Source organism: Paenibacillus sp. FSL R5-0341 (assembly GCF_037975235.1).
Classification (GTDB): domain Bacteria; phylum Bacillota; class Bacilli; order Paenibacillales; family Paenibacillaceae; genus Paenibacillus; species Paenibacillus amylolyticus_A.
The window spans coordinates 4,018,293-4,044,874 of the sequence record NZ_CP150241.1 but is presented as its reverse complement, the minus strand read 5'-3'; the positions used below and the strand labels follow the sequence as shown (position 1 = coordinate 4,044,874).

25 protein-coding genes and 1 other annotated feature are annotated in these 26,582 nt (G+C 46.7%); of the genes, 17 read left to right on the top strand and 8 right to left on the bottom strand.

Translation table 11 applies throughout. From position 1 onward, the window contains the following. Window positions 1-39: 39 nt before the first annotated feature. The 12 genes from MKX75_RS18080 to MKX75_RS18025 all read left to right on the top strand — a co-directional run bounded on the left by MKX75_RS18080 (window position 40) and on the right by MKX75_RS18025 (window position 11,136). Entirely contained in the window at window positions 40-570 is a 531-nt protein-coding gene (locus tag MKX75_RS18080) for a DUF5590 domain-containing protein (protein WP_339166302.1), read from the top strand. A 301-nt stretch (window positions 571-871) separates the two neighbouring features. Next, complete coding sequence (locus MKX75_RS18075) at window positions 872-1,399, top strand: hypothetical protein (protein ID WP_339166301.1); 528 nt, start codon at window positions 872-874, stop codon at window positions 1,397-1,399. Then, the gene (locus tag MKX75_RS18070; protein WP_264927401.1) at window positions 1,392-2,894 is read left to right on the top strand and encodes an AAA family ATPase; all 1,503 of its coding nucleotides are present in this window, start codon (window positions 1,392-1,394) and stop codon (window positions 2,892-2,894) included. The genes MKX75_RS18075 and MKX75_RS18070 overlap by 8 nt, the downstream gene beginning before the upstream one ends. Before the next feature lie 133 nt (window positions 2,895-3,027). Beyond that, window positions 3,028-3,900 carry a 3-hydroxyacyl-CoA dehydrogenase NAD-binding domain-containing protein gene (locus MKX75_RS18065; RefSeq protein WP_062835158.1) on the top strand — a complete coding sequence of 291 codons (873 nt, stop codon included), beginning with the start codon at window positions 3,028-3,030 and terminating at the stop codon, window positions 3,898-3,900. Next, window positions 3,897-5,102: an acetate kinase gene (locus MKX75_RS18060; RefSeq protein WP_062835157.1), complete on the top strand. Its 1,206-nt coding sequence runs from the start codon at window positions 3,897-3,899 to the stop codon at window positions 5,100-5,102. Before MKX75_RS18065 ends, MKX75_RS18060 begins: the two co-directional genes overlap by 4 nt. 100 nt (window positions 5,103-5,202) lie before the next feature. Continuing rightward, on the top strand, window positions 5,203-6,498 hold the full coding sequence (gene asnS / locus MKX75_RS18055; RefSeq protein WP_062835156.1) for an asparagine--tRNA ligase: 1,296 nt from the start codon (window positions 5,203-5,205) through the stop codon (window positions 6,496-6,498). A 20-nt stretch (window positions 6,499-6,518) separates the two neighbouring features. Then, a complete protein-coding gene (locus MKX75_RS18050; RefSeq protein WP_339166298.1) occupies window positions 6,519-7,223 on the top strand; it encodes a DnaD domain-containing protein in 705 nt (234 codons plus the stop codon). Between the two features lie 120 nt (window positions 7,224-7,343). Beyond that, window positions 7,344-7,970, top strand: a complete 627-nt coding sequence (locus MKX75_RS18045) for an RNA polymerase sigma factor (RefSeq protein ID WP_339166297.1) — start codon at window positions 7,344-7,346, stop codon at window positions 7,968-7,970. Then, the gene (locus tag MKX75_RS18040) at window positions 7,963-8,415 is read left to right on the top strand and encodes a hypothetical protein (RefSeq protein WP_339166296.1); all 453 of its coding nucleotides are present in this window, start codon (window positions 7,963-7,965) and stop codon (window positions 8,413-8,415) included. The genes MKX75_RS18045 and MKX75_RS18040 overlap by 8 nt, the downstream gene beginning before the upstream one ends. A 28-nt stretch (window positions 8,416-8,443) precedes the next feature. After that, a complete protein-coding gene (locus MKX75_RS18035) occupies window positions 8,444-9,748 on the top strand; it encodes a multi-tm2 domain protein (protein ID WP_339166295.1) in 1,305 nt (434 codons plus the stop codon). 237 nt (window positions 9,749-9,985) lie between these two features. Beyond that, window positions 9,986-10,303 carry a transposase gene (locus MKX75_RS18030; RefSeq protein WP_339166294.1) on the top strand — a complete coding sequence of 106 codons (318 nt, stop codon included), beginning with the start codon at window positions 9,986-9,988 and terminating at the stop codon, window positions 10,301-10,303. Next, the gene (locus tag MKX75_RS18025; protein ID WP_339166293.1) at window positions 10,252-11,136 is read left to right on the top strand and encodes an IS3 family transposase; all 885 of its coding nucleotides are present in this window, start codon (window positions 10,252-10,254) and stop codon (window positions 11,134-11,136) included. The genes MKX75_RS18030 and MKX75_RS18025 overlap by 52 nt, the downstream gene beginning before the upstream one ends. Window positions 11,137-11,226: 90 nt before the next feature. Here MKX75_RS18025 and MKX75_RS18020 read toward each other — a convergent pair whose 3' ends face one another. The 7 genes from MKX75_RS18020 to MKX75_RS17990 form a co-directional block, all read right to left on the bottom strand. Continuing rightward, complete coding sequence (locus MKX75_RS18020) at window positions 11,227-11,880, bottom strand: methylthioribulose 1-phosphate dehydratase (protein WP_339166292.1); 654 nt, start codon at window positions 11,878-11,880, stop codon at window positions 11,227-11,229. Window positions 11,881-11,882: 2 nt separating this feature from the next. After that, window positions 11,883-12,560, bottom strand: a complete 678-nt coding sequence (locus MKX75_RS18015; protein WP_062835151.1) for a 2-hydroxy-3-keto-5-methylthiopentenyl-1-phosphate phosphatase — start codon at window positions 12,558-12,560, stop codon at window positions 11,883-11,885. Next, window positions 12,557-13,780 (bottom strand): 2,3-diketo-5-methylthiopentyl-1-phosphate enolase, encoded by a 1,224-nt coding sequence (locus tag MKX75_RS18010; protein ID WP_186333644.1) that lies wholly within the window; start codon window positions 13,778-13,780, stop codon window positions 12,557-12,559. Before MKX75_RS18010 ends, MKX75_RS18015 begins: the two co-directional genes overlap by 4 nt. Continuing rightward, window positions 13,777-14,637 carry a pyrroline-5-carboxylate reductase gene (gene proC, locus MKX75_RS18005; protein ID WP_339166291.1) on the bottom strand — a complete coding sequence of 287 codons (861 nt, stop codon included), beginning with the start codon at window positions 14,635-14,637 and terminating at the stop codon, window positions 13,777-13,779. Before proC ends, MKX75_RS18010 begins: the two co-directional genes overlap by 4 nt. A gap of 36 nt (window positions 14,638-14,673) precedes the next feature. Then, the gene (locus tag MKX75_RS18000; protein WP_339166290.1) at window positions 14,674-15,921 is read right to left on the bottom strand and encodes a glutamate-5-semialdehyde dehydrogenase; all 1,248 of its coding nucleotides are present in this window, start codon (window positions 15,919-15,921) and stop codon (window positions 14,674-14,676) included. Between the two features lie 285 nt (window positions 15,922-16,206). Continuing rightward, window positions 16,207-17,310 carry a glutamate 5-kinase gene (proB, locus tag MKX75_RS17995; protein ID WP_074095610.1) on the bottom strand — a complete coding sequence of 368 codons (1,104 nt, stop codon included), beginning with the start codon at window positions 17,308-17,310 and terminating at the stop codon, window positions 16,207-16,209. Window positions 17,311-17,392: 82 nt separating this feature from the next. Continuing rightward, window positions 17,393-17,607: a binding site (T-box leader), on the bottom strand. Window positions 17,608-17,671: 64 nt separating this feature from the next. Beyond that, window positions 17,672-18,880 (bottom strand): pyridoxal phosphate-dependent aminotransferase, encoded by a 1,209-nt coding sequence (locus MKX75_RS17990; RefSeq protein WP_339166289.1) that lies wholly within the window; start codon window positions 18,878-18,880, stop codon window positions 17,672-17,674. A 260-nt stretch (window positions 18,881-19,140) separates the two neighbouring features. On the opposite strand from MKX75_RS17990, the gene MKX75_RS17985 reads away from it, so the two are divergent. The 4 genes from MKX75_RS17985 (at window position 19,141) to MKX75_RS17970 (ending at window position 23,132) form a co-directional block, all read left to right on the top strand. After that, on the top strand, window positions 19,141-20,136 hold the full coding sequence (locus MKX75_RS17985; RefSeq protein WP_062835146.1) for an ABC transporter substrate-binding protein: 996 nt from the start codon (window positions 19,141-19,143) through the stop codon (window positions 20,134-20,136). Between the two features lie 201 nt (window positions 20,137-20,337). Continuing rightward, entirely contained in the window at window positions 20,338-21,960 is a 1,623-nt protein-coding gene (locus tag MKX75_RS17980; protein ID WP_339166288.1) for an AraC family transcriptional regulator, read from the top strand. Between the two features lie 73 nt (window positions 21,961-22,033). Continuing rightward, entirely contained in the window at window positions 22,034-22,855 is an 822-nt protein-coding gene (locus tag MKX75_RS17975; RefSeq protein WP_339166286.1) for a carbon-nitrogen family hydrolase, read from the top strand. 91 nt (window positions 22,856-22,946) lie between these two features. Next, a complete protein-coding gene (locus MKX75_RS17970; RefSeq protein WP_017687767.1) occupies window positions 22,947-23,132 on the top strand; it encodes a hypothetical protein in 186 nt (61 codons plus the stop codon). A gap of 234 nt (window positions 23,133-23,366) precedes the next feature. On the opposite strand, the gene MKX75_RS17965 is transcribed toward MKX75_RS17970, so the two are convergent. Beyond that, window positions 23,367-24,287 (bottom strand): LysR family transcriptional regulator, encoded by a 921-nt coding sequence (locus MKX75_RS17965; RefSeq protein ID WP_145148766.1) that lies wholly within the window; start codon window positions 24,285-24,287, stop codon window positions 23,367-23,369. A 366-nt stretch (window positions 24,288-24,653) separates the two neighbouring features. Between MKX75_RS17965 and MKX75_RS17960 the strand changes: the two genes are divergently transcribed. Next, a complete protein-coding gene (locus MKX75_RS17960) occupies window positions 24,654-26,567 on the top strand; it encodes a beta-glucoside-specific PTS transporter subunit IIABC (protein WP_339166283.1) in 1,914 nt (637 codons plus the stop codon). The last annotated feature ends 15 nt before the right edge of the window (window positions 26,568-26,582 follow it).

The following is a 26,582-nucleotide window of genomic DNA, read 5'->3' as shown; positions in this document are numbered from 1 at the left end:
TTGCAAGGCAGAACATCATAGGGAAAGGAAGTTCGGCTTTTGAAGAAAAAAAAGAAGTGGATATGGATTTCGCTGCTTGCACTGGTTCTGATTCTGTTTGGACTTCAGCGTTATTACGTCTATGTCACGCAGGACCAACGCAAGGAAGAAGAGCTCGCTATACAGGCAGCACAGAAGCAACTGGGCATTACATCCTATGATGAATTGCGTAAATACATCTGGGGAGACAAAGAAGGCACTGACAACATCTACTGGACCCTGATCGGCAAAAATAAGGATAACCAGGATGTTATGGTCTGGGTTAAATTTGATGCAAACAATCAACCGGCTACGGGTGCAAACGCTGTACACAGTGAGCTGCTGCAGAATGGCATGTCCGAAGCGCAGATACGCAATCGCTTTAGTTCCGAAGTTCCTGCAGGTGAGATTAAGCGAATCATGCCCGGCGTTGTGAATGGAATATATGTGTGGCAAGTGTATTATAAAGACGGTACGCACAACCATTATCGGTTTTATCGTTTTAGCAATGGAGAACAGGTGGACTTGGTCTACACACTCCCGAACAGCTAGAACAAATAGAGTAGCTTCGCTAGAGAATTTAAAAAATGAAAGAACCGGCAGACGGATATCCGACTGAACCGGTTCTTTGTGTTGCCTGTAAACCTTTTTGATTTAAATAGTTAAAATTAATAATTTATTCATATTTTCGCCTTCGAAATTGTATATACGATGTGATATACTCAGATATGTACTCAAAGATACATTCAAAACAAATAGTCCTGTCGAAATTTTCGCAGGAGTCAATGTGCACATATTCGTATTATACAAATAAGCCAGTAGGTTAGGCTAAAATCTGGGAGGGGTAATTCATTTGAAGCTAAAAGTATTGCCTATTGCTTTAACTGCCGTCATTTCAGCCGTTGTGTTGTTTGGAGGTTGGTTTGTGTATCGTCAGGTGGCCGTGCAGAACCCGATTGAAAAGATGGTTACCCAGTACGATGGAGTTAATGACGTTCAATTAACTATTAACCGTAATGACGTACAATTGAAACTGGATCTGCAACCCGATGTTGATTTAGGCAGACTGGTACAATATATTCACAAAGAAGGACAGAACTTGATTGGAACACGTTCACTAAAGTTGGATGTTGTGGATCATTCCAGTGAAGCACTGGAGAGTTGGTGGGGGGATGCGATGTTTACCGTAGCTCAGGCCATGGAGAACAAGCAATACACCGAGATTACACCAACGTTGTCGAAGATGGCGACAAATGGAATAAAGGTAAATACAGCGATGGATGACAACAATGTCTATGTCAGTCTCAGAGACGGAGATGCCAGCAAATTTATTATTCTGCCGCGTGTGCCCGGTCAGATAGGAGTGTGGCCTAATGCCTAAGTGGACAAAAGAAGTTGCCATCGGATTTTTTCCCGTGTTGATTATTTTCCTTGCTTTTACTGGTGTTAATATTGTTCCGATTCTGATTGCAGCGGTGCTTGTCGGAGCGTTACTCTTCATGATGCAAATGCGCGGAGGGATTACCGTAGGTGCTGCACAAGAACGTAAACGCAAGAAAAAAGGACCTTCAAAACTTACATTTGAAGAAATTGGAGGACAGGATAGTGCCAAGCAGGAATTGCGTGAAGCACTTGACTTTCTCATCAAACATGAAGAAATCCGCAAGTTCGGGATTCGTCCTTTAAAAGGCATCTTGCTGACTGGCCCTCCAGGGACAGGGAAAACGTTGATGGCCAAGGCTGCTGCCCATTACACGGATTCTGTTTTCGTAGCAGCATCAGGTAGTGAGTTCGTGGAAATGTATGTTGGTGTGGGTGCCAGCAGAATTCGGGATTTGTTCAAGGACGCGAGAACCCGTGCCACCAAGGAAAATAAGGAAAACGCCATTATATTTATCGATGAGATCGATGTCATCGGGGGTAAACGTGAAGGCGGTCAACAGCGCGAGTATGATCAGACGTTGAATCAGCTCTTGACGGAAATGGACGGAATCTATTCTTCCGATACGCCAAGAATCTTGGTTATCGCTGCAACGAACCGCAAAGAAATGCTGGATAGCGCTCTGACACGTCCAGGACGTTTTGACCGTCATATTCAGGTGGACTTGCCAGATAAGAAAGGCAGAAAACACATACTGGAGCTGCATGCAGTCAATAAACCTCTGTTGGAAGGGGTCAGCCTTGAGAAGACAGCTGAAGAATCGTATGGTTTCTCGGGAGCACAGCTCGAGAGTGTTATGAACGAAGCGGCAATATACGCCATGCGGGACGGGTTGTTAAACATTGAACAGCGGCACTTGTCCCTGGCTATTGATAAAGTCATGATGGGTGAGAAGACAGACCGTGAATCCAGTGTGGAAGAGAAGAAAAGAGTTGCCATCCATGAGTTGGGACATGCCATTATGGCTGAACTCGTTCGTCCAGGCAGTGTAAGCCAGGTGGCACTCAGTCCGCGTGGGCAGGCACTGGGATATGTACGTCATAACCCGCAGCAGGAACAGTTCCTCTATACGAAGCGCTTTCTGGAGGAGCAGATCATGATTGCACTCGGAGGAGCGGCTGCAGAGGAAATGTACTACGGTGGACGGTCAACTGGGTCACGCAATGACTTTGATCAGGCGACCAATGTGGTGCAGACGATGATGGCTTCCGGATTGACTTCACTTGGTATTGTGAACATGGATATGGTCACAACTGAGGAGCTCATGCGGGAGAATAAATTGATTTTGCAAGAACTTATGGAGCAGACGAAAAGGTTGCTTGAAGAACAACGGACAATTTTCGACAATTCCCTCGATATCCTCATTCGTGAGGAAGTATTGTCTGGCGAGCAATTTCGTTGTCAATTTCGTGACAGTGCCCTTTTACCAGCATAATTTATTTATGCTGGTTATTTTTTTTTACATTTCACTCGTGCTAAGATATTATTATATGTTGGGTCGAAATTTGTAATTTTCGGCGAACAGGGTACAATAGAGAAATAGAGAACCGAAAGGATGGAGCAGAACCATGTTTTTCAAAAAAATAGGAGTTGTCGGTGGCGGTACGATGGGACAAGGTATTTCCCAGATGCTCGCAGCCAAAGGACTTGATGTGCTTCTCGTGGAGCATACAACACAAAAGCTGGATCATGCATATGACATGATCGAAACGAACCTGGATAAACAACTGGAGAAATGGGCGATTACAAAAGCGGAGAAGAAATTGATTCTTTCCCGTATTACCAAGGTAGCTCATTTGGCTGAACTTGGAACTTGCGACATGGTCATTGAGACGATTTCAGAGGATCTGGATGCGAAAAAAGCAGTATTCAGCCAACTGGACCAAGTTTGCCCAAGTAATGTCATTCTGGCAAGTAACACATCCACGCTGAGTTTGACCGAGCTTGCAAGCTCGACCAAATACCCAGAGCGTGTTATTGGTATGCACTTTATTCACCCGGTATCCCGGGTTGATCTTGTAGAGATTATTCGTGGACTAAAAACTTCGGATACCACATTCGAAGAGACCAGACGTTTCGTAGAAGAAGTAGCGGACAAAAAAGGAGTCATGATCTATGAATCCCCTGGATTCGTAACTTCCCGTCTGATCTGCCTGCTGATTAACGAAGCATTGCATGTATTGCAAGAAGGTGTTGCATCTGCTGAAGATATCGATGATGCAATGCGTATCGGATACAACTTCCAACATGGACCACTCGAAATGGCTGACCGTTTCGGATTGGATTCTGTTGAAGCTGCACTCGAAAGAATGTTCCGTGAATTCGGAGAATTGAAATATCGTCCTTCTACAGTCCTGAAGAAAATGGTGCGTGCAGGACACCTGGGTGTTAAAACAGGCGAAGGATTCTTCAAGTACGACAAGGATGGTGACCGACTGTGAAAGTACTCGTAATTAATGCGGGGAGTTCCTCGCTCAAATATCAACTGTATAATATGACTGACGAATCTGTACTGGCTAAAGGTCTGGTAGAGCGGATCGGAATGGATTCCTCCATTCTGACGCACAAACCGACAGGCCGTGAGGATGTTACAGAAGTTAGCGAAATTCTGGAACATACAACAGCAATCCGTAAAGTCATCGATATTTTGACTGACAAAGAAAACGGTGTGTTGGATTCCGTAAGTGAAATTCAAGCTGTTGGACACCGTGTTGTTCACGGTGGTGAAGCATTTAAAGAATCTGCATTGGTAGATGATGCTGCCAAAGCTGAAATTCGTCGTTTGTTCGACTTGGCTCCACTCCACAACCCGGCAGCAATGATGGGGATTCGTGCGGCTGAAGCCAATATGCCTGGAGTTCCACAGGTTATGGTCTTCGATACGGCGTTCCATCAAACGATGCCGGAAAAAGCATATCTGTATGCTATTCCTCGTGTACTTTACAAAAAATATAAAGTACGTCGCTACGGCGCGCATGGTACTTCCCATGATTACGTAAGCAAGGCAGCTGCCGAGTATCTGGATCGTCCAGTGGAAGATCTGAAAATCATCACTTGTCACGTGGGTAACGGCGGTAGTGTAACAGCAGTTAAAGGTGGCGTATCTGTGGATACTTCGATGGGTATGACTCCGCTTGAAGGCCTGATGATGGGAACACGTTCTGGTGACCTTGACCCAGCTATCGTACCTTATGTAATGAACAAGGAAGAACTGAGCGTAAGCGAAGTGAACTCCATGTTGAACAAACACAGTGGATTGCTTGCAATCTCCGGAATCAGCAGTGACATGCGTGAGATTACGGAAGGTATGGAGAATGGCGATGCCAACTCCACGCTTGCTTTTGAAATGTACGAATACCGTTTGCGTAAATACATCGGTTCATATGCAGCTGCAATGAATGGTGTAGACGTGATTGTATTTACGGCTGGTGTAGGTGAGAACTCCGTTGTTCTTCGCCAAAAAGTATGTGAGCAGCTCACTTATCTGGGTGTTGAACTGGATGAAGCGCTGAATGCCATTCGTTCTGGCGAACCACGCCGGATCACAACAGCGAATTCCAAAGTGGAAGTTCTCGTTGTGCCAACAAACGAAGAATTGGTTATTGCACGCGATACACACCGAATCGTATTGAATTCTCAGTAATCTAACTGTAAAGTAAATATAGAATGACAAGGAAGTGCAGAGGACAGGCATAAGCCTGCCCGCTGCATTTTCAAATTCAGGAACCAAGGGGAGATATGGCATGAATACGAATTGTGTAATTCGTAATGTGAACGAGCATGTGGGCGAAACCGTAACAATCGGTGCCTGGATTAACAACAAACGTTCCAGCGGTAAAATTCAGTTTTTGCAGCTGCGTGATGGAACCGGATATATTCAAGGGGTAGTTGTGAAAAGTGAAGTTAGTGAAGAGATCTGGAACAATGCCAAGAGCCTGACACAAGAAAGCTCTTTGTATGTTACAGGTATTATTCGTGAAGAACCTCGCAGTGCGTCCGGTTACGAGATGACTGTTACTGGGGTGGAGATCATTCACCTGACTGAAAACTATCCAATCACGCCTAAAGAACATGGTGTTGATTTCTTGATGGACCATCGTCATCTGTGGCTCCGTTCTACGAAGCAACGTGCTGTTATGGTGATTCGTGCAGAAATTATTCGGGCTGTTCAGCAGTTCTTTGATGGTAACGGATTCACGCAAGTGGACCCTCCGATTTTGACACCATCGTCTGCGGAAGGAACAACGAACCTGTTCCACATCAAATACTTTGATGAAGATGCTTATCTGACACAAAGTGGTCAATTGTATATGGAAGCCGCAGCCATGGCGCTGGGTAAAGTATATTCCTTCGGTCCAACATTCCGCGCAGAGAAGTCCAAAACACGTCGTCACTTGATTGAGTTCTGGATGATTGAGCCGGAAATGGCATTTGTAGATCACGAGGAAAGTCTGCGCGTACAAGAGAAATTTATTGCTCATGTCGTTCAATCCGTGTTGAAAAACTGCCGTGCTGAACTGGAATCTATCGGTCGTGACGTATCCAAACTCGAAGGCATCGTAGCTCCATTCCCGCGTATTACGTATGATGAAGCGATTGAATTCCTGCATGGACAAGGCTTCGATATTCCTTGGGGAGAAGACTTTGGTGCACCGCACGAAACAGCGATTGCTGAGAAGTACAATACACCCGTCTTTATCACGCATTACCCTGCTGGAATCAAGGCTTTCTACATGAAACCAGATCCGAATCGTCCTGAAGTTGTTCTCTGTGCGGATATGATTGCACCAGAAGGCTATGGAGAGATTATTGGTGGTTCGCAGCGTATCGATGATCCGGAATTGATGCAACAACGCTTTGAGGAGCACAACCTTTCGGATGAAGCTTACCAATGGTATCTGGATCTACGTAAATACGGATCGGTTCCTCACTCCGGTTTCGGTCTGGGATTGGAGCGGACGGTAGCATGGATCTGTGGATTGGATCATGTACGTGAAACAATCGCATTCCCACGTATGCTCTATCGTCTGTACCCTTAATGCTTAACCGAGGAGCGTCTATGGAAGACACCACATCCAAAGCGTGGTTGGATGGAGCAGCTTATGGCATGACTTCGGGTGCAGCTCACCTGCCGTATGCCTTGTTACGTTATTATCACCAGCTTGGCCTATCAGATGCAGAAGTGCTTCTTCTGATTCAACTGCTAGGGTTTCGTCAAGCAGAGTTCAATGAGTTTCCCACGCTTGAAGAGCTTGCGGGACGCATGGGACTTGCACCTGAAGGCATTGCCAGAATGTTGCAACGTCTGATGAGGGATGGATATATTGCGATTGACGAGCATCGTGACGAGGAACGTGACATCCAGTACGAGCGATATGATTTACATGGATTATATGCCAAGCTTGCAGCGTGCACTGCCGAAGAAGTAGCCGCATACCGTGCGGAGCAGCTGAGCAGCAGTACAGCACGTCAAGATTCGAACAGTGTTCAAAAAGAAGAGGAAGAACGAAATATGTTCTCCATCTTTGAAAAAGAATTCGGCCGTCCACTATCTCCAATGGAGTGTGAGACGATATCCAGCTGGTTGGATCAGGATCGTTATCAAGAGGAACTGATTCTCATGGCTCTGAAGGAAGCGGTTTTTGCAGGCAAAGTACATTTCCGGTATATCGATCGAATTCTGCTTGAGTGGAGTCGCAATCGTGTCAAGACCGTTCAAGACGCGAAGGCGTACACGCAGCGGTTTCGTAATGGTGGACGTTGATTCAAGCGTAGGCAAGAACAAGAAACAGGCCAGAAGTCATTCTGTGCCTGTTTTTTTTGGGAGTATAAGTTGATGAGTTATCAGCGGCACCAACCTTTCAGGCAATGAATTCACTTTGTTTTGAAAAATTTGATGGATCACGCAGGGGTTGCCACACAAGCTGTCGTCTATTGTATTGGAGAGGAGGGGAGAGTTATTGATGAAGCGCGCGTAATCGAACAAATCCGTCAAGGAGATACATCCCAGATGCGTACTCTGATTGATAAGTATAGCCAGCATGTATACCATGTGGCCTATTCCGTACTCAGGAACGATCAGGAAGCACAGGATGCAGCTCAGGAGGCGTTCATACAGATGTATAAGTCTCTCCCCGACTACCGTTCCGAAGGTTTCAAAACGTGGTTAACCCGAATTGCCTTTCACAAAGCGATTGATGCCAAACGCAAGCTGGGCAGACGAAGTGCTGAGGATCTGGGTGGAGAAGAAAAAATAATAAATATGCCCGGACGGGATGAAGACGTTCTTGCCCGTCTCGTTCGTGAAGAACGTCAGGATAAACTTCGCGAACGAATTAATCAGTTGCCTGCTCAGCACCGTGATATTATTACTGCGTATTATTTAGGTGAAAAAAATTATGAGCAGATTGCCAGTGATGCACAGGTGGCTGTGAAGACCGTGGAATCTCGCTTGTATCGTGCCCGGCAGTGGATTCGGAATCATTGGAAGGAGGATGAATGGCGTGAGTAAACAGGAGAAGTATACCGCTGCACAATGGACCGATTATATTGAAGGTCATATGAATGAATCTCAAGCGAATCGAATGGAACAGCTTCTGATGGAAGACTCGGATGCGATGGACAGCTATCTGGAAGCGCTCGGTATCCAAGGGGAGCTGCCTCCATTACATGACCCGAAAGGGTTTGCGGATTCAGTCATGCATCGGATTGAGGGCATTCAAATACCCAAGGTACATCGCAAATCCCGTGCTGGACGAAACCGGCGCTGGCTTGATCATAAAGTGTTCCATTACGCGGTCGCAGCCTGTTTGACATTGATCTTCCTCTCGTCAGGACTTTTTGACAAGGTAGCACCTTATCACAAGTTCCAGGATGGCGACCACAGAGGGTCTTTTACGGAGAAATGGACGGAGGCAGCCACTTCATGGCTGGATAACTTCAAGCCTAAACCATAAATGGTTTCGCATTGCCTGAAAAGAAAGGATGACGACTGTGCACTCAGATCGTAATAAATTACTCGCATTTCTATTAAACCTGATACCCGGTCTTGGTTTTATGTATTGGGGTCGAGCCGCAAGGTCTGTAATCTATCCATTGCTTTTCTTCGGAACAGCTGTTGGCTCATTCATGCTGGCGTGGGCGTTTGGCCAACAGGACTTGATGATTTTTGGTGCACTATGTGCCATGTTCTTCTGGGGAGTCAGTATGCTGGATATCAGTATACTTCTGCTCCGAGCACCATCTCCACGTGATGCTCGATACCAAGGTTATGGGGCACATTACGGAGCTCAACATCAAGGAGCAGCCTATCAACAAGGACCATTCGCTGGTCAGGGAGATCCCTTGGAGCATATGAATGAAGATGAGATGCATCATCAGCATCGAGGTGATGAATATGGCGTGCCTTCGGGTCCTTATAGTCAACCCATGTATCGAAAAGGTAGTGAAAGCGAACGGTTTTTTACGATTTTGCTTTCCTTTGTTCCAGGTCTGGGACATCTTCATCTCGGACTGTTGCATCGCGGTTTATCATTCCTAATCGCGTTCTTCGGTTCATTTGCCATGATGGTTTTTGTAGCTTCTATTACAAATGAATCCGTATTTCTGATGTTCTTGCTCATTCTGCCTGTCATTTGGGTGTACTGTATGTTTGATGCGGTTCAGCATGTGCATCGCAGGCAGGCCGGTGAGGTATTGCAGGATCGTACGTTGTTCGAGGAGCTGGAGATGGGCAGAACTTCTGGACGGCGAAGCAAAGTGCTGGCAACCCTGTTATCAGCCTTCCCAGGTGCGGGTCATCTGTATCTGGGACTGCAAAAAAGAGGCATGCAACTCATGTTCCTGTTTCTCGGCAGTATCTACATTCTGGACCTGCTTCATTTATCGGTGTTCCTGTTCATGATTCCGTTAATCTGGTTCTATAGCTTCTTTGACGGACTACAGTGCTCCAGTCGCTATGGACGCGAGCCATTGGTTGATCAACCGATCTTCAAAGACTGGGCCCGCCATCAGCGTCTGATTGGATTTGGAATTGCCGCGCTGGGTCTATATTACCTGACAATCCGTCTTGTCATTCCACAGCTGAATGAGCTCTTCCCTAATGCATTTATGACGTATGAGATACGTTCCTATTTGAATACCGTCATTGTATCCTTGCTGCTCATTTTTGGCGGCTTGAAACTGCTGTTTGGCAAGCAACGGGGGACGGGTATCCAAAGTGCTGCTCATCAAAATGATGAGGGAGCAGACAGTCTCTTTTTATTCAAGGATCGGGATGATCGACTGTAATTTACGATCCAAATTGAATTAAAGATTATTTACACTGACACTTCGATGACAGAGCAACCTTTCAATCGCTGTTATCTTATAACAAAAAAACACGCCAAGGGCTATGTATATCAGTGAAGTGCACCCCTTAGAATAGACATTGGAAAAACCCCTGGGTTCAGTGAAGTGCACCCCTTAGAATAGACATTGGAAAAACCCCTGGGTTCAGCCGATGAAATTCTAGGGGGTGTATTTTTTATGGCGATTAAGGGACAAAAGTTTAAAACGTATTCGGAGAAGATAAAAAATGAGGCTATTCGTCTACATACGGTTGAGGGGTGGACTTATCGAAAGATTAATGAACATCTGGGGATTCATGATCCAGGACGTATGAAGCGCTGGATACGAAAATATCGGGAACAAGGTGAATTTGGACTGATGGATCAGCGAGGTCGACGTAAAGAATACTTGGATCAAGACCGCTATGTACAAAAACTGAAACGGGAGAATGAGTTGCTAAAAAAGTGCTTGGTAATCTGGAGGAAGGAAGCAAACAAGAAAGATTTCAGATCATAGAAAAAGTAGCGGGATACGGTGATATCCAGAAACTTTGTGATGTGTTTGGCGTGTCACGGAGTGGATTTTATGCCTATGTAAAACGCAAACGATTCGATCGCGACGCAAAAGCGAAGAAACAGGTGCTTCAAACGTATCAACGATATGAAGGCAAATATGGTTATAGGCAACTCCAGTTGTTCCTTTGGCAAGATCAGGGGATTTGGATGAACCACAAAAAGGTGCTCCGCCTGATGCAAATGCTCGGTATTCAATCTCGAATCCGTCGTAAACGACGCTCCAGCAGCTCGTATACACCTGCGCAGCGTGTAGCAGAGAACCTCTTGAAGCGAGATTTCAGTGCAGAAAAACCGAATCATAAATGGGTAACGGATATTACCCAATATCGTGTGGGAGAGCGCTGGATATATCTTTCAGCCATAAAGGATCTGTTTAATAACGAAATTGTGGCTTACGAAATAGGCGAACGCAACGACAATGAACTGGTGCTTCGCACATTCAGCAAGGCGTTTGCGAAGCAAAAAGACGTGACTGGACTGGTCGTTCACAGCGACCAGGGATTCCAGTACACGTCTCATGCGTACCACGACATGCTGCCAAAGGTTGGCGCCCGAATCAGCATGTCTCGCCGAGGAAATTGTTATGACAATGCCTCGATGGAGAGTTTCTTCTCGCATCTCAAAACGGAAGGACTCTATCCTTATCATATCCGAACGCTTAGCGAAGCACAAAGCAAAATCGAAAAATATATCCGTTTTTACAACCGAAAACGGCCACAACGGAAACTGAAAAAACTGACGCCGGTAGAGTACCGACGCCAGTTTGCAGCCTAGGGTCTTTTTATAATGTCTACTAAATGGGGTCTTGACCACAGCCTCTGGCGTGTTTTTTGTTATCCAGCTTTGATTTCGAATAAATGATTGCTATTTCGTAGCACCCTTCAGCAGAAGTTGACGGTACATCACTTCGAACAGGAATTCGAAGGCTTCCAGGTGACGTTTCGCTTCAAAAGCATCCTTGCCCCATGCATATATGCCATGGTTACGAAGCAAGATCCCTGGTACGTTGGCATCAATTACACCTGGCACCAATTCAGCGATAGATGGAATGTCTGCAAAGTTAGGCAGGACAGGGACACGAATCTCCGCATTTTCTTCCCAGATGTTGAAAGCCTTGATCAATTCAATTCCTTGAATCGGTACGTGCCCATCTGCTCCAAAGAATTCACTGATCAGGTTGTTAAACACGGTATGCACGTGGAATACAGCACCGCAACCCGTCAAACGATAGATTTCGCAGTGAATCAACGTTTCAGCACTTGGTTTCAACGTTGTTGTTTCAATTGCTTTGCCATGCTTGTCTACAAAAAGGAAGTCTTCCGGTGTGCGAAGGGATTTGTCTTTGCCTGAGGCGGTAACCGCAAAATAAAACTGCTCCGGATCAAAATCTCCTACACGCATTGACAGGTTGCCACTTGTTCCAGGGAACCAGTTACGGCTGGCGAATAATGCTTTAATATCAGCCAGTTCTTCAAGGACCTGACGTTTGTGTTCCAATGTAATCTTTTCAAAGCCCATCGTTACAGCACTCCTTGTGTTTGCTTCTGTTTCATATCTTCGATGATATCGTAAAAGGTAGCGAATGGCACATGGTCCACACCAAGTTCAATACACTTATCCGTCAAAATGGAGCGGGAATAGACGAGATCGGCAATTTTGGCACCTTCAAAATCCGTCAAACTGTCTCCAATAAGGATGCGATTATATTGTTCTTCCGGGAAGGTACGAATCACTGTTGTTTTGCACATGCCGCAGCCATTCTCACAAGGAGGCTGGCAGGGATTCGGCCATTCAATCTTAATGGTTTCACCCGAGAAGTCAGCTCCGTTGCAGTAGACATGATCCTGCGGGATATGGAATGGTGCGAGTAACGGCTCAATAAAGAAGTCCATGCCACCGCTGGTCACATTGAATTCGATACCTTCACTTCGAACGTACTCAAGAAACTCGCTGAATCCTTCACGGATGCCCGCTTGTCCAAGCACAAATTCCACAATTTCATCTTTCTGCGATGCAGGCAACAGAGCAAACATGGCTCCAACACCTTCACGCAGCGAGATTTTTTGCTCAATCGTATCTTTCATAATCGCTTCAATGCCCTCAGGCTTGAAATGTTTCATGATTGCGACAATATTGTCCGAGAGCGTAATCGTACCATCAAAGTCACAGAAAATGACTGTTTTTTTATCACTTCTCATCGTTCGCCACCCCACAGATCCAGTGCGCTTTTCAGCTCCGGATGCTCGGTTGCATATTGCGCTAGTGGAATGGAACGTTGAGCTGCCTCAATCGCTTGCAGGAATGCACGTCCGCCTGCCTCAGTGCCCATAGGATGTCCATGAATACCGCCACCAGCATTAACGATGACATCTGTGCCAAAGTCGCGCAAAATAAGCGGTACAAGGCCTGGATGGATGCCGGCGGAAGGCACTGGCATACTGGTTCGTACAGGCAGATCAGCTGTCAGTAATTGCTCCGTGATCGCCATATTTTCTTCCTTGGGCATTGTTACCGAACCATAAGGAGAAGGGAAGAGCACCAGATCGGCACCCGCAAGTCGCATCAACTGGCCAAGTACAACTGAAGCCGACATGCCGTAATGTGGTGAAGGATACAGTGCTCCTGCAAGCGCAGGGTGAGCCATAATTGGCACATTGATATCAGGATCACTGCTGAGTTCATGCAACACATCATATCCGTAAGACAACACGTTAAACAACAAAGCATTGGCTCCTGCACCAATGGCACGTTCAGCTTGCTCTTTCAGACGGGATGTAGGTCCTGTGAGATTGGTTGCATACAGTAGCTTCTTACCCGTCTCCTGGCGTGCCTGTTCGGCAGCTTTCATGCAGACCTCGACTCTTTTTTCGATGGGTGTCAATTTGTTCTCGAACAGAATTTCATCGTCCTTGATCAGATCAACGCCACCAAGAGCCTGACGAATAAATTGTTCACGCAGTTCATCTGCATCCAGTCCAATAACCGATTTGAAGATACTCATTAACAGTGGACGGTCATGTACACCAAGCAGATCACGAACACCATTCAGTCCAAACTTGGGTCCCGGGAATGCACTGAGGAAGCCATCCGAGAAACCAAGCTTTGTTAATTTGATCCGGCCATCCATTGAGATTTTGCCAAAGACCGTCACGAGCAGGGCAGGGATATCACGGCTGAAGTTAACATCAGGATATCCGATGGTAATATCGGCGTAACGCTCACCCGCACCCATGCCATCAGCTTCATGCACTTCTACGCTGATGACTTCACCCAGATGTTTCTGCATCGCTTCACGCTGGGCTTGTGGCAACTCCGTCCAGCTACCCACGGTCATGCCGATCGCGATAGACTGAGCCTTCTTGCGAAAGTCTGCATGATCATCATGCAGACGATATGTGGCTGTGCACATGTTATTCATTTTAAATCCCCTTCCAAAGCAGCTCCCATCTCCCGTGAGCGCTCTGCACAGCGGTTGACGGCTGCGATTACATTTTCAAAGAAATCTCCTTCGTCCAGCGTCTTCAGTGCTGCCTGCGTTGCCCCTCCAGGGGATGTCACATCACTACGAAGCTTCATCGGTTCCAAACCGGTTTGTTGTACCATACGTGACGCGCCCAGCACCGTCTGAACAGTGAGATCACGAGATTGCTGGCTGGATAAACCACCACGAATACCTGCGGCAATCATGGCCTCCATTAAATAGTATACATAAGCAGGGCCGCTTCCGGAAATCCCTGTGAGCACTTCGAGTTTATCTTCAGGCACGATGGTCACGATACCAACCGCTTCAAACATGGTCATCACCGTACTGCGTTGCTCATCCGTAATCTCCGAAGAGAAGGCAAGCCCGGTCGCGCCGAGTCCAATGGTACTGGATGTATTCGGCATGGTTCTGGCAATCGGCTGTTTACGACCGAGCAAGGACTGCATCGTGCGGATCGATAATCCGGCAATGACAGACACGATCAGTTGATCAGGTGATAACAGCGGACCCAGTTCGCGCAGCGCTGCGGCAGCATCTTTGGGTTTCATACAGAGTACAATGACCGGAGTGGAGGCAAGATGATCCAGAGATTGTGAGGCAGTTCCGGTATGTACAGCATAACGGGTGCTGAGCTCCTCCTGACGTTTCTGGTTGCTGCGGTTCAGCATCGTAATATCCTGAGGACGAACGACTAGGCGGGAGATCAGTCCGCGTACGATGGCTTCAGCCATCGCGCCTGCTCCGTGGAAAGTAATCTTCTGTTGTAGTAACGTCTGTTGCTCTTGACTCATATTTATCGTTCCTCCTATATAACTGGTGCTGGGATATTATTGACGAATCTGTCCATTGCCTGTAATCCGATATTTGGTTGACGTCAGTGCTGGCAGTCCCATCGGTCCACGTGCATGCAGTTTCTGCGTACTGATTCCGATTTCGGCTCCATAGCCAAATTCGAATCCGTCGGTGAAACGCGTGGACGCATTGTGATAGACGGCTGCTGCATCTACATCATGCATAAAGCGCTCTGCATGGGCTGTATCCCGCGTTACGATACACTCGGAATGTTTGGTTCCGTAATGTGCGATGTGCTGCATCGCTTCGTCCAGGTTCTCGACCACCCGGATATTTAAAATATAGTCGTTGTACTCGGTCGCATAGTCTTCCTCGGTTGCCTCAAGGGCAGAAGGAACAAGACGGCGCACCGTGTCGCAACCTTTCAAGACCACATTGGCCTCACGGAATTGCTCGGCAAGAGCAGGCAGATGCTCTTCCGCATATGCGGCATGCAGCAGCAACGTTTCCATGGAGTTACATACGGATGGACGTTGTGCCTTCGCATTGATGGCGATTTCGGCTGCCATGACCGGATCAGCTGATTCATCCACATAGGTATGACAGATGCCTGCCCCGGTTTCAATAACAGGTACGGTTGCATTGGCAACCACATTACGAATGAGTGAGGCCCCGCCGCGTGGAATGATGACGTCCAGCAGGCCGTTCAACTTGAGCATTTCATCGACGGAAGCACGATCTGCATCCTCAACCAGTTGCAGCGCATCAGCTGGCATGTTTGTCGTTGCCAGTGCCTGATGCAGCACCTCCACAATTTTACGATTGGAGGACAGGGCAGAGGAGCCGCCGCGCAGAAGCACTGCATTACCTGTTTTGAGACATAATCCGGCTGCGTCTACAGTTACATTAGGACGAGCTTCATAGATGATGCCAATCAGGCCAATCGGCACTCTTAATTTTTCAACATGCAATCCGTTAGGACGGGTGAATGTCTCCAGCACTTCACCGACTGGATCAGGCAATTCTGCAATCTGACGTAATCCTTCAGCGATGCCAGCAATGCGCTCTTTATTAAGGGCGAGTCGATCCAGCATGGATTCCGGCGTGCCTTGTTCTCTGCCTCGTACCAGATCTTCGGCATTTGCTGTAATGATGGAATCCGTCTCCGTAATCAAAGCATCTGCCATGACACGCAGGGCCGTATTTTTCTGTTCTGTATTCAATCGGTTCAGCTGTGGAACCGTGGCTTGAGCTTTGCTGGCTTTTTCTCTCACTTCACTCATCTTAATTCCTCCTCATATATACAAATATAGAAAGTTAAATTTTTAACCACATGTAGGACTAAAGATTATTCACACAGACACTACGATGACAGAATAACCTTCCAATCGCTGTTATCCCCAGATTTTTTCGATTCCCTTTTCTAAAGGGAAAATCCGAGGATAAGCGTATGCTTCCGATGTAGCTTTCTTTCAGAAAGCTTTTAGGCGAACGCTCCGCTTTTTCAGGTTTTTTCTGTCCTCTCCGTTACGTGTAAATGATTAGTTAAACTTAATATAGGTTCATGTTTATTTTAACGTAATCCACTCGTCTCTATGAATAACCTCAAGTCTGTGGATGCTAGCGAGTTGTTTCATCACTTCGCCACTGGGAAGTCCGGCAATGAGTCGAAGCTGGTCATCATCATAATTGACAATACCGCGACCGAGCAAGGTTTCATCCATGCCAATGACCTCTACGACGTCTCCTGCATGGAAAGTTCCAAGTACCCGCTTAACCCCTACAGGCAGAAGACTGTGCCCCCCATGGACAAGGGCCTCTTCAGCACCATCATCCACAACGACGGTACCCAGCGGAGTAGACATGAAGCCGAGCCACTGCTTTTTACGGGATAATGAGGCCAGTCGAGTCTCAAAGTAAGTTCCTTTACCCGTGCCATCAACCGCCTGCTGCATATCTCCAGGTTCTTTCACACTTCCTACAAATACGGGCACGCCTCCACGTGTAGCAACCTTGGCTGCATCAACTTTGGAACGCATTCCACCTGTGCCAACTGATGATCCTGAACCACCGGCAAACGCGTAGATCTCAGCCGTGATTTCGGGGATCCGGTCGTAACGTACGGCAGACGGATCTTTACGAGGATCTGCGGTGTACAAGCCGTTGGTATCGGTAAGAATGATCAGATGCTGTGCCTTCACCAGGTTTGCAACCAATGCGGACAACAGATCGTTATCACCAAACTTCAATTCATCCACCGATACTGTATCATTCTCATTGAAAATCGGAATCACTCGCTGTTTGAGCAGTTCCTCCACGGTCATGCCTGCATTGCCCATACGTTTACGACTGTGAAAGTCTGTACGAGTTAACAGAATTTGCGCCGTAGTAACGCGGTGCGCTGCAAAAGCCTGTTGATATGCCTGCATCAATAATGCCTGCCCAACGGCCGCTGCAGCTTGTTTCTCATGCAACTGTTTAGGTCGCTGAGGGTAACCGATCTCCCGGAATCCGGCCGCTACCGCTCCAGAGGTGACCAGAAGTACTTCATGACCCTGATCAGCCAATGCTGCAATTTCTCCGGCAAAGAAAGTGATCGAACTGCGATCCAGACCGCCTTCTTCCGTTGTAAGCGAGCTGCTTCCAATCTTAACTACAATACGTGAAGTCATGGTTTCACTTCCTTAAACATGATTAATAAGTGCTTCTGGAGCAGGCTTTAGCGGGTACAAAAAAAACTCCCGCCCTTTAGTTAAAAAGGACGAAAGTTCGTTACTTCCGCGGTACCACCTTTATTGATGATTAGATCATCCGGCTTCATGCCCTGTAACAGAAGGCACTGTCCTGTACGTAACAGGCCGCTCAGGGGTAGGTTTCAGAGAAGAGTCGCGGTAAATTCTTTCAGCAGGGTGGAATTTACTCTCTGGGCGCGACTGATATTCTCTTACTGGTCCCGTCATCACGTTTCGTTCAATATTTCTTATAACATACCATGGAAACTTGGCATATGCAAAGGGGTTATGGTCCTGTAAATTACTTGAATAAATTCAGCTTGCCAATCCGCTCCACAGCTTCGCGTAATCGGTTTTCATCACTTAGCAGTCCTGCGCGCACATAGCTTTCACCATGCGAACCAAAACCAATACCTGGTGCTACGGCCACCTTGGCTTCTCGCAGTAACAAGTCTGCAAATGAAGCGGAGGTATAACCTGCAGGCACAGGCAACCAGCTGAAGAATGAACCTGCGGGTTTCGAAGCTTGCCAGCCAATAGAGGAAAGAGCGTCATAAAACGCATTGCGACGGGATTCGTAACGTGAAACCAGCGAAGTAACACATTCCTGAGAGCCAGTGAGTGCTTCCGTTGCCGCAGCCTGAATCCCACCGAAGAGACTGACATAGATATGATCCTGAAGCAGATTGATTTTAGAGACAATTTCTGCATTACCAAGCGCGAATCCAACACGCCATCCAGCCATATTGTATGTTTTGGATAACGTATAGAACTCGATGCCCACTTCTTTGGCACCAGGGGCTTGTAGGAAACTCACGGGACGATGTCCGTCAAATCCAATCGCACCGTAAGCAAAGTCGCTGGCAACGACAATTTGATTTTGAATGGCAAATTCAACCGTATCTTCGTAGAACGAAAGGGGAGCCGTTGCCGACGTTGGATTGTTGGGATAGTTCAGGAACATCAGCTTGGCTTTCTCCCGATCTTCGGCTGTAACAGCTTCGTAATCCGGCAGGAATGCATTGGACTCAAGCAAAGGCATAAATGACATGTTTGCTTTGGCGAGTGCAACACCAGACCAGTAATCCGGGTAGCCAGGATCGGGAACGAGAACGGTGTCGCCGGGGTTAAGCAGGACCTGTGGTAACTGAACCAGACCTGTTTTGCCCCCGAACAGAATGGCTACTTCAGTCTCGGGGTCCAGATCAACGTTGTAATCTTCCTTATAACGTTTGGCTACAGCTTCCTTCAGGAAAGAGTACCCTCTAAAGGGTGAATATTTGTGGTAGAGGGGATTTTCAGCCGAATCTTGCAGTGTTTTCACAATATGAGGTGGTGTAGGTGTATCCGGGTTCCCCTGACCTAGGTTAATCACGTCATGTCCACTTGCAATTTCACGATTTACATTTTGAACAAGGGTAGCAAAAAATTGCGTTGGCAGCTGTGTCATCACATCAGAAGTCGGTATCGTAAAGGCTGAACGAGCAGTTATATGGTCTGAATGGGTCATTATATTCATCACTCCGGTTATTAAAAATGGCAAATAGTTCTCATTAATTTATCACGCCAATCCCGAGCTGTATAGAGGGAAATGCACTTGAATATACAGTACATAGGAGCAAAGAGCGGTGTATTGTACAAAACTGAAAGTGCTCATTTAGTTTTGTCCATTGAGCTGAGAGAGACCCTGATTTATGATAATATCCGATAATGATAATCAATATCATTAATTTCTTGCACAACGTACATGATATAGGGGGAGAAATAGAAATGAAAAAGGGCATACGAAATACGGCAGTATTATTTACGGTTACGTGGTTATCCATTCTGCTGCTGGCTTGTGGAAATCAGGCTACAACACCTACTGCTGGAGCAGATGATTCCAAAGCAGCCACAGAAACCACGGAGACCCAACCCTCAACGGAAGAGACGAACGAGGGCGAGACCCGAGTATTCAAAGATTGGACAGGCCATGAAGTAGAGGTCCCTGTAACACCAAAACGTGTCATCTATCATGGAGAAGTTACCGGGGATCTGCTTGCGCTTGGTGTTGTTCCTGTAGGCATACTTCGTCAGGATGGAACCGTATACGATGATCAGGTTGCTCAGGCAGAGGATGTAGGATTTCCGATCAGTGTGGAAAAGGCGCTAGCCTTAAATCCCGATCTGATCATTTTCTCGAACAGTGATGAGGCACAATACGATCAGATCTCGAAAGTTGCTCCAACGGTTACATTTGATTCGTTCGGGTCAATAGAAGATCGCATGCGCATCCTTGGCGACTTGTTGAACAAGAAGCAAGAGGCAGAGGACTGGATCACGGCTCATCAAAAAGCGACAGAAGAGATGTGGACGCAACTTCATGAGAACGGATTGAAAGAAGGGGAGACGGCTTCGGTATTCACCATGTATCCCGGGAATCGTCTGTTTGTTATGGCGGGTGCAGGATTGCCACAGTTGTTATATGGAAAAGACGGGCTGAAGCCAACCGCGGAAATCCAGAAAGTATTGGATGAAGACATGGGATTTGTAGAGATTTCAACTGAAAAATTATCAGAATTTGCCGGTGATCGGATATTTATTCTGGATCCTGTAACCGACGATGCCAAGCAATCCACCAAGGAATTACTGGATAGTTCAATCTGGAAGAACCTGCCTGCGGTGAAAGAAGGAAAAGTATATCGTTTTGATATCGTAAAAGCTTCAAGTGATGCGCTCTCCAGGGAGTGGCTGCTACAAGAGCTTCCGAAACAGATGATCCAATAATTTTATGACGAGCTAATAAGGCAGTATTAACACCTTTGAGTAATGCAGTTATAAAAAAGTAAAAGGAGCCTTCAACATTTCGTTGAACGCTCTTTTTGCTGATTAAACTCAATCTGGATTATTAACAATGGCTCGCTTATAATCAGATCATACAGAATGATTGATAATTATTCTCATTTTAGAAAAACGAGGTGAACCGACATGCAGGCTTTGGATGCCGATGAGGGAGCGTTGTTCTTTTCAGCATTCATGTTTCGGCTGGATCATCTGGTACGACGAATTGAAGCACCTGAACAGGTGATGCTGGAAGTTGCTTGCGAGAAACATGCCTTCCTGATCTGTGAAGAAGGGGATGGACGTTTATATATTGGACATGAACAGTTTCCGTTTACTACGGGATGTGTTTATCCGCTTTCTCCGGGAGAAGGGTACCAGTTTGAACATCGTAATGACTCGGAATTGAAATATATCGTGGTGGCGTTTGATGTCATTCATATATTGACGGGTGATCCGGAGCTCTTTACACGCACTGTATTTGAACACAGAAACCAATTGAATGGTTATCCCTATGCTCCGTTAAATGTGCTGCTGGAGCAAATGTATGTCATTCGGAATTATAAAACGGATGCCGAATATGGTCATCTGAATGCACAGTTCCAAAGATGGATGGAGATGATCATTACCCGGTACACCTCTCCGAAGACGGAACAGAGTATGGAAGCCAGACTACACAGTACGATTCAGTATGTAGACGACCATTATGCTGAAGAAATCACTGTACAGAAACTGGCACGTCTCGCGGAGATCAGACCTGCACAGTATACCACCCTGTTCAGACAACTCACGGGTCACAAGCCGCTTGATTATGTGAATCATGTACGTATCAAACATGCCAAGGAATGGCTTCGCAAATCGGATGAACCGCTTCGGGATATAGCGAGCCGCGTTGGGTTTAAGGATGAGTATTATTTCAGCAGGCGTTTTCGCCAAATGACCGGATTGTCTCCTCGTCAATATGACAGATCCATTCAGCAGCAGACGTTGGTGCAAGATTGGTTGGGTCATGATGTGAATATTCCAGTAAACCCGGAGCGAATTATGTTTTACGGAGATTCAGCTGGAGATCTGCTGATGCTGGGCATTCAGATATTGGGAGATCAGACCTATGACGCGGTTGCTCCGGTTAATGTGGAAGCCGCTGTTATCATGAAGCCGGATTTGATTATCTTTGATAGCAACAACGAACAGCAATATGAACAACTTTCCCGTATTGCACCAACACTCGCTTATAACTCACATGCCATGTTGGACGAGCGAATGCGCAGTTTGGGCAATTGGTTTGGCAGACAATCTCAGGCTGAACAATGGCTAACCTCCTATGGGGAGCGTACTGAGCAGATGTGGGCGAAGATCCATACAGCGATTGAAGCAGGGGAAACGGCATCTGTATTTACATACCATCGGGGTGCACGCTTATTTGTTATGGGCAATATCGGTCTGGCGCCATTGTTATATCATCCGCTGGGCTTCAGGCCAGTTAACAAAGTGAAGGAAGCACTTACGGCAGGCAGAGCCTATAAGGAAATTTCGGCTGAAGCGGTACGTCAGTATGCGGGAGATCATGTATTTGTCATGCTGCCTGAGGACATTGTAGCCCGGGAGGCTACCGAGATGCTGATGAAAAGTCCCAGCTGGAAGAACCTTTCGGCTGTGCAGAATGGACGGGTGTACCCTGTAGAGGAGTCGATCTGGAATGTCGGTGACGCGCTCACGAGTGATCGATTGTTGACTCTGCTGCCTGAGTTGTTATGTGGAAGTTCATAACGAAAACAGGCTTGCAGTCCTCAGGAGGATCAAGCTATGATAGCAGGTATTACGGTTCAGAGGAGTGCTTGTCATGACAGAAAAACAACAGGGAGAAATGCGTGTAGCCCTGATTCAGGGCGATATTCAACTCGGAGACCCTGAGGCCAATCATAAACATATGCAGACGTTACTTGAGCGTGCGGTAGAACAATACCCGGATCTGGGGCTGGCTGTGTTACCTGAGATGTGGAATACGGGCTACGCTTTGACGCAAATTCATGAACTCGCTGACCCGGAAGGCCAGAAATCTCGGGAGTGGCTGTCTGCTTTTGCCCAAAAACATCAAATTTCCATCGTTGGCGGTTCAATCGCCGAGAAACGGGATGGTCAAATATACAATACAATGTACGCTTATAATCGTGAAGGAAAACAGGTAACACGATACGATAAATTACATTTGTTCCGTCTGATGGACGAGGAGAAATATCTGCAGCCTGGTGCGGAACCAGAAATTTTTGAATTGCAGAACGGTCTTACAGCGGGTGCTTCGATCTGTTATGATATCCGGTTTCCGGAACTGGCCCGCACACTTGCTTTGAACGGTGCCAAGGCATTGATTGTACCGGCCGAATGGCCGAACCCTCGTCTGCACCACTGGCGTACGTTGCTTACGGCACGAGCGATTGAGAATCAGATGTATGTGATCGCCTGTAACCGTGTAGGTAAAGGGGGAGAGACCGAATTTTTCGGACATTCCCTCATCATTGATCCTTGGGGTGAGATTGTGGCTGAAGGTGGCGAAGGGGAAGAGATCGTGACCGGAATCATACGTCCATCTCTGGTAGATGAGGTCCGTGGTCGTATTCCCGTGTTTGAAGACCGTCGACCTGGCGTTTATTTTGGCGAAAAATAAATAAGTGGAATAAAATTCTTGAGTAAAGTGTTTATTCTTCCAGGAGGCGGGTAATGATAACTATCCCGTCACCAAGGAGGATGATCAATCAATGGACAACCATGTGAAAGATACGCTCAGGAGACTGGAACAGGATAACACAAGGGAAGATCACTTAAGGGCATTCTTAGAGAATGGAGCAGGAGGGCTATCACCCCCTGATTCAACTGTTCAGGACGAAGGCCGTGTCATGAATCAGCAAAACAGGCTGACAAGCGATCGTAATTTGCGTAAATAAACCGCCAAACATGAAGTTTTCTTATGTACGTTTCTACGTTAACATTATAAATTAGCATTGAAGCTAAACGACTTAACAAGCAACATTGTACTGTAACCAGATACTGTGATTGCAATGTAAGAACTCTATCTTGCGGATGCGGGAAACGAGTATATGACAAAGGCTTGGCCCATAAGGGTCAAGCCTTTGTTTTGGTTCAGTATCATATGTCTCCATATCAATAGGCGCAATTCATTAGTCTCCTTGAGAAAGTTCGGCCACGGTTTGTTGAAACGTATGGATGAATGCTTCGGCTGCCTTCGACAGTACTCTGCCTTGACGATAAGCCACAACAAGCGTTCTGCTGGGTGTCGGCTCAGCAAGCGGAACGTACACAGGCACGAATTCACTGCGCGGGGCACGGGCGATAAAGCGTGGAACCAGGGTGATACCCATACCCGTGGCGACCAGCGACTGAACGGTTTCAATATTGGTGCTTTCGAACACAACTTGGGGATCAAAACCGGCCTGCTCACAGAGGTCAAATGTAAGTTTGCGGAAACCCTGTCCTTTTTTCAATACAACAAAGGGTTCATCACGAAGCTCTTCAATTCGCACAGGAAGCGGATGTTCCGGATCTGCCCTGAGTGCCAAAGGATGATTCGGGGGAACTGCCAGATCAATCCGTTCTTCTCCAATGGCAACGTAGGAGAGACTTGGCTCTTGCAAAGGAAGCGATAACAGACTAAGATCTGCTTTGCCGCTTGCAGTCAATTTCTCAAGCGTAAGCCCGGAGTCTTCCAATAAAGTGACTTCAATCTCGGGGTAAGCTTGTTGGAACGCTGGAAGCACATGCGGGAGCAAGTGTGAGCCCGTGATCGGCATGCTGCCCACAACAACTTTACCTTTGCGAAGCTGGGAGATGTCTGACATTTCCTGGCGCAACAACTCCACGGCATCTACGATCTTCTGGGCTTGCTCGACAAACGTAACACCGGCATGGGTTAACTCCACGGTACTGGTATTACGCTGAAATAGTAGGACACCCAATTCCTTTTCCAATTTGGATAATTGCTGGCTTAATGAAGGTTGGGCAATATGCAGCTTCTCTGCTGCTCGTGAGAAATTGCGTTCGGCCGCAATTTGCAGCGTATATTGAAGTTGTCTGAATTCCATCGTCATTGGTCATTCCTTTCGTTATGCCACCATTATATCACTACAGATGAAGAAATCATTAATTTCGCTTAACCGCTTGCACTGTATCAGAAGAGTTGCTATACTGATTTTGAAAACGCTTAAGAGAACTACTTACCCGGGTAAAACAAAATCAACGTTTTCATATGTGACAGCTTCAAGCTTTAGTACGAATACATTTCAAATGTTCATATTCTTTTTCGTTTATATAATTGAATAACATTCATCCAACGATGGCGTGTTACTGTTCGGCAGGCAAGACCTAGATTGGGTGGGAAGAGTTTCTTTTTCCTACCCTTTTTAGGTCTTTTTTTGTTCCCATCAAGAAGAAATGGCGGAGGTGTCGTTATGAATTCCAAAAAGCTGGCTCAGGAAATTTTGGAGCATGTAGGTGGAAATAATAACATCAATCAAGTAATTCATTGTTCAACGAGATTACGTTTTACACTTAAAAATTCAAAGCTTGCCAATACAGAAGAGATCAAACGGTTGGATGGAGTCATAGGAGCCGTGGATAGTGGCGGGCAGTATCAGGTCATCATTGGTAATGATGTGAGTTATGTATATAACGAACTGGCTCCGTTAGTAAGCATGGACACTTCAGGTGATGAGGTTAAGCCTCAGCGGGATTACAGCCCCAAGGGTCTGTTTAATGCCTTTGCCAATATCGTCGCAGGCATCTTCCAGCCGATTATTCCGGCTATCGCAGCTTCTGGGATGCTCAAAGCTCTGCTGTTGCTGGCTACCGTTTTCGGGATTATGGCTAAGGAAGATCAGGCTTACGTATTTTTGAACGCGATCGCGGATGCAGGCTTTTATTTCTTGCCCATGCTGCTTGCCTTCTCAAGTGCAAACAAGTTCAAGGCTAATCCATATATAGCTGTATTACTGGGAGGCGTCTTGCTTCATCCGAACATGATTGGTCTTCTGGGTGGAGAGGAACCGGTGTATTTCCTTGGTATGAACGTACCGAATGTTGCTTATGCAACTTCCGTCATCCCGATTATTTTGACAGTTTGGCTGATGTCGTATATCGAACGCTTCGCTGACAAAGTATCACCCGGACCTGTAAAAATATTTTTGAAGCCGCTCATTGTGATCCTGATTGTTGCCCCGGTTTCGCTGATTGCACTTGGTCCATTGGGCACATATATCGGTACGGGAATGTCAGAGGGTGTCTTCTGGATACAGGATAAAGTGGGCTGGGTAACGGTCGTTATTATGTCGATGTTAATGCCATTTATCGTGATGTTTGGGATGCACAAAGTGTTTTATCCTGTGATCTTTGGAGCAATTGCTTCACCCGGTTATGAGACGCTGTTCCTCGTCTCAATGCTTGCTGCCAACATGGCACAAGGAGGAGGCGCACTGGCAGTAGCTTTCAAATCGAAAGACCCAAAAATGAAACAGATCGCTCTTTCTGCCGGAATTTCCGGTATGTTCGGGATTACTGAACCAGCAATCTACGGCGTGCATCTACGACTGAAGAAGACATTTTGGGCTTGTATCATCGGGGCTGGAGCAGCGGGAATGTTTGCGGGCATTGTCAATCTGAAGGCATACACAGCTGTTGGTCCTGGTCTTGCCACATTGCCGATCTTTGTCAGCGATGATCCCAATAATATTTTATATGCGCTGATCACGGTTGCGATTTCTTCCGTTATTGCCTTTTTAGGGGTATTTCTGATCGGATTTCAGGATACAGCGGCCGGCCCAGAGCCTGCTAGCGCTGGTAAGCCCTCATCAGATCCGGCTCTTCCAGTTCGCATGGATTCTCAGTCGCAAACTTCAAATTCCGGCGTGAAATCCAAAAAAGTGGTTTTTGCTCCATTGGAAGGTAAAGTTCTGCCATTAAGAGAGGTGAAGGACGAGGCCTTCTCACAAGAAGCCATGGGACAAGGTATGGCCATTCAACCAAGTGTTGGCAAGGTGTTTGCCCCATTTGATGGTACCGTTGAGACGGTGTTCCGAACCAAACATTCCATCGGTTTGAGATCGGTAGAAGGGGTTGAACTTCTGATTCATATCGGATTGGATACGGTGAAACTGAAAGGCCAGCATTTTGATGTAAAAGTGAACGAGGGAGAACAGATCTCCCATGGTCAGCTCCTGATCGAATTTGATCTTGAAGCTATACAAGCCGCAGGTTACGACACCACAACTCCTGTCATTGTGACGAATTCCTCAGATTATCTGGAGGTATTGGGTAATGAATCTGCGGCGATGACAGGACCGGGAAAACCATTAATTACGGTGTTATAAACCCGCTGAAATATG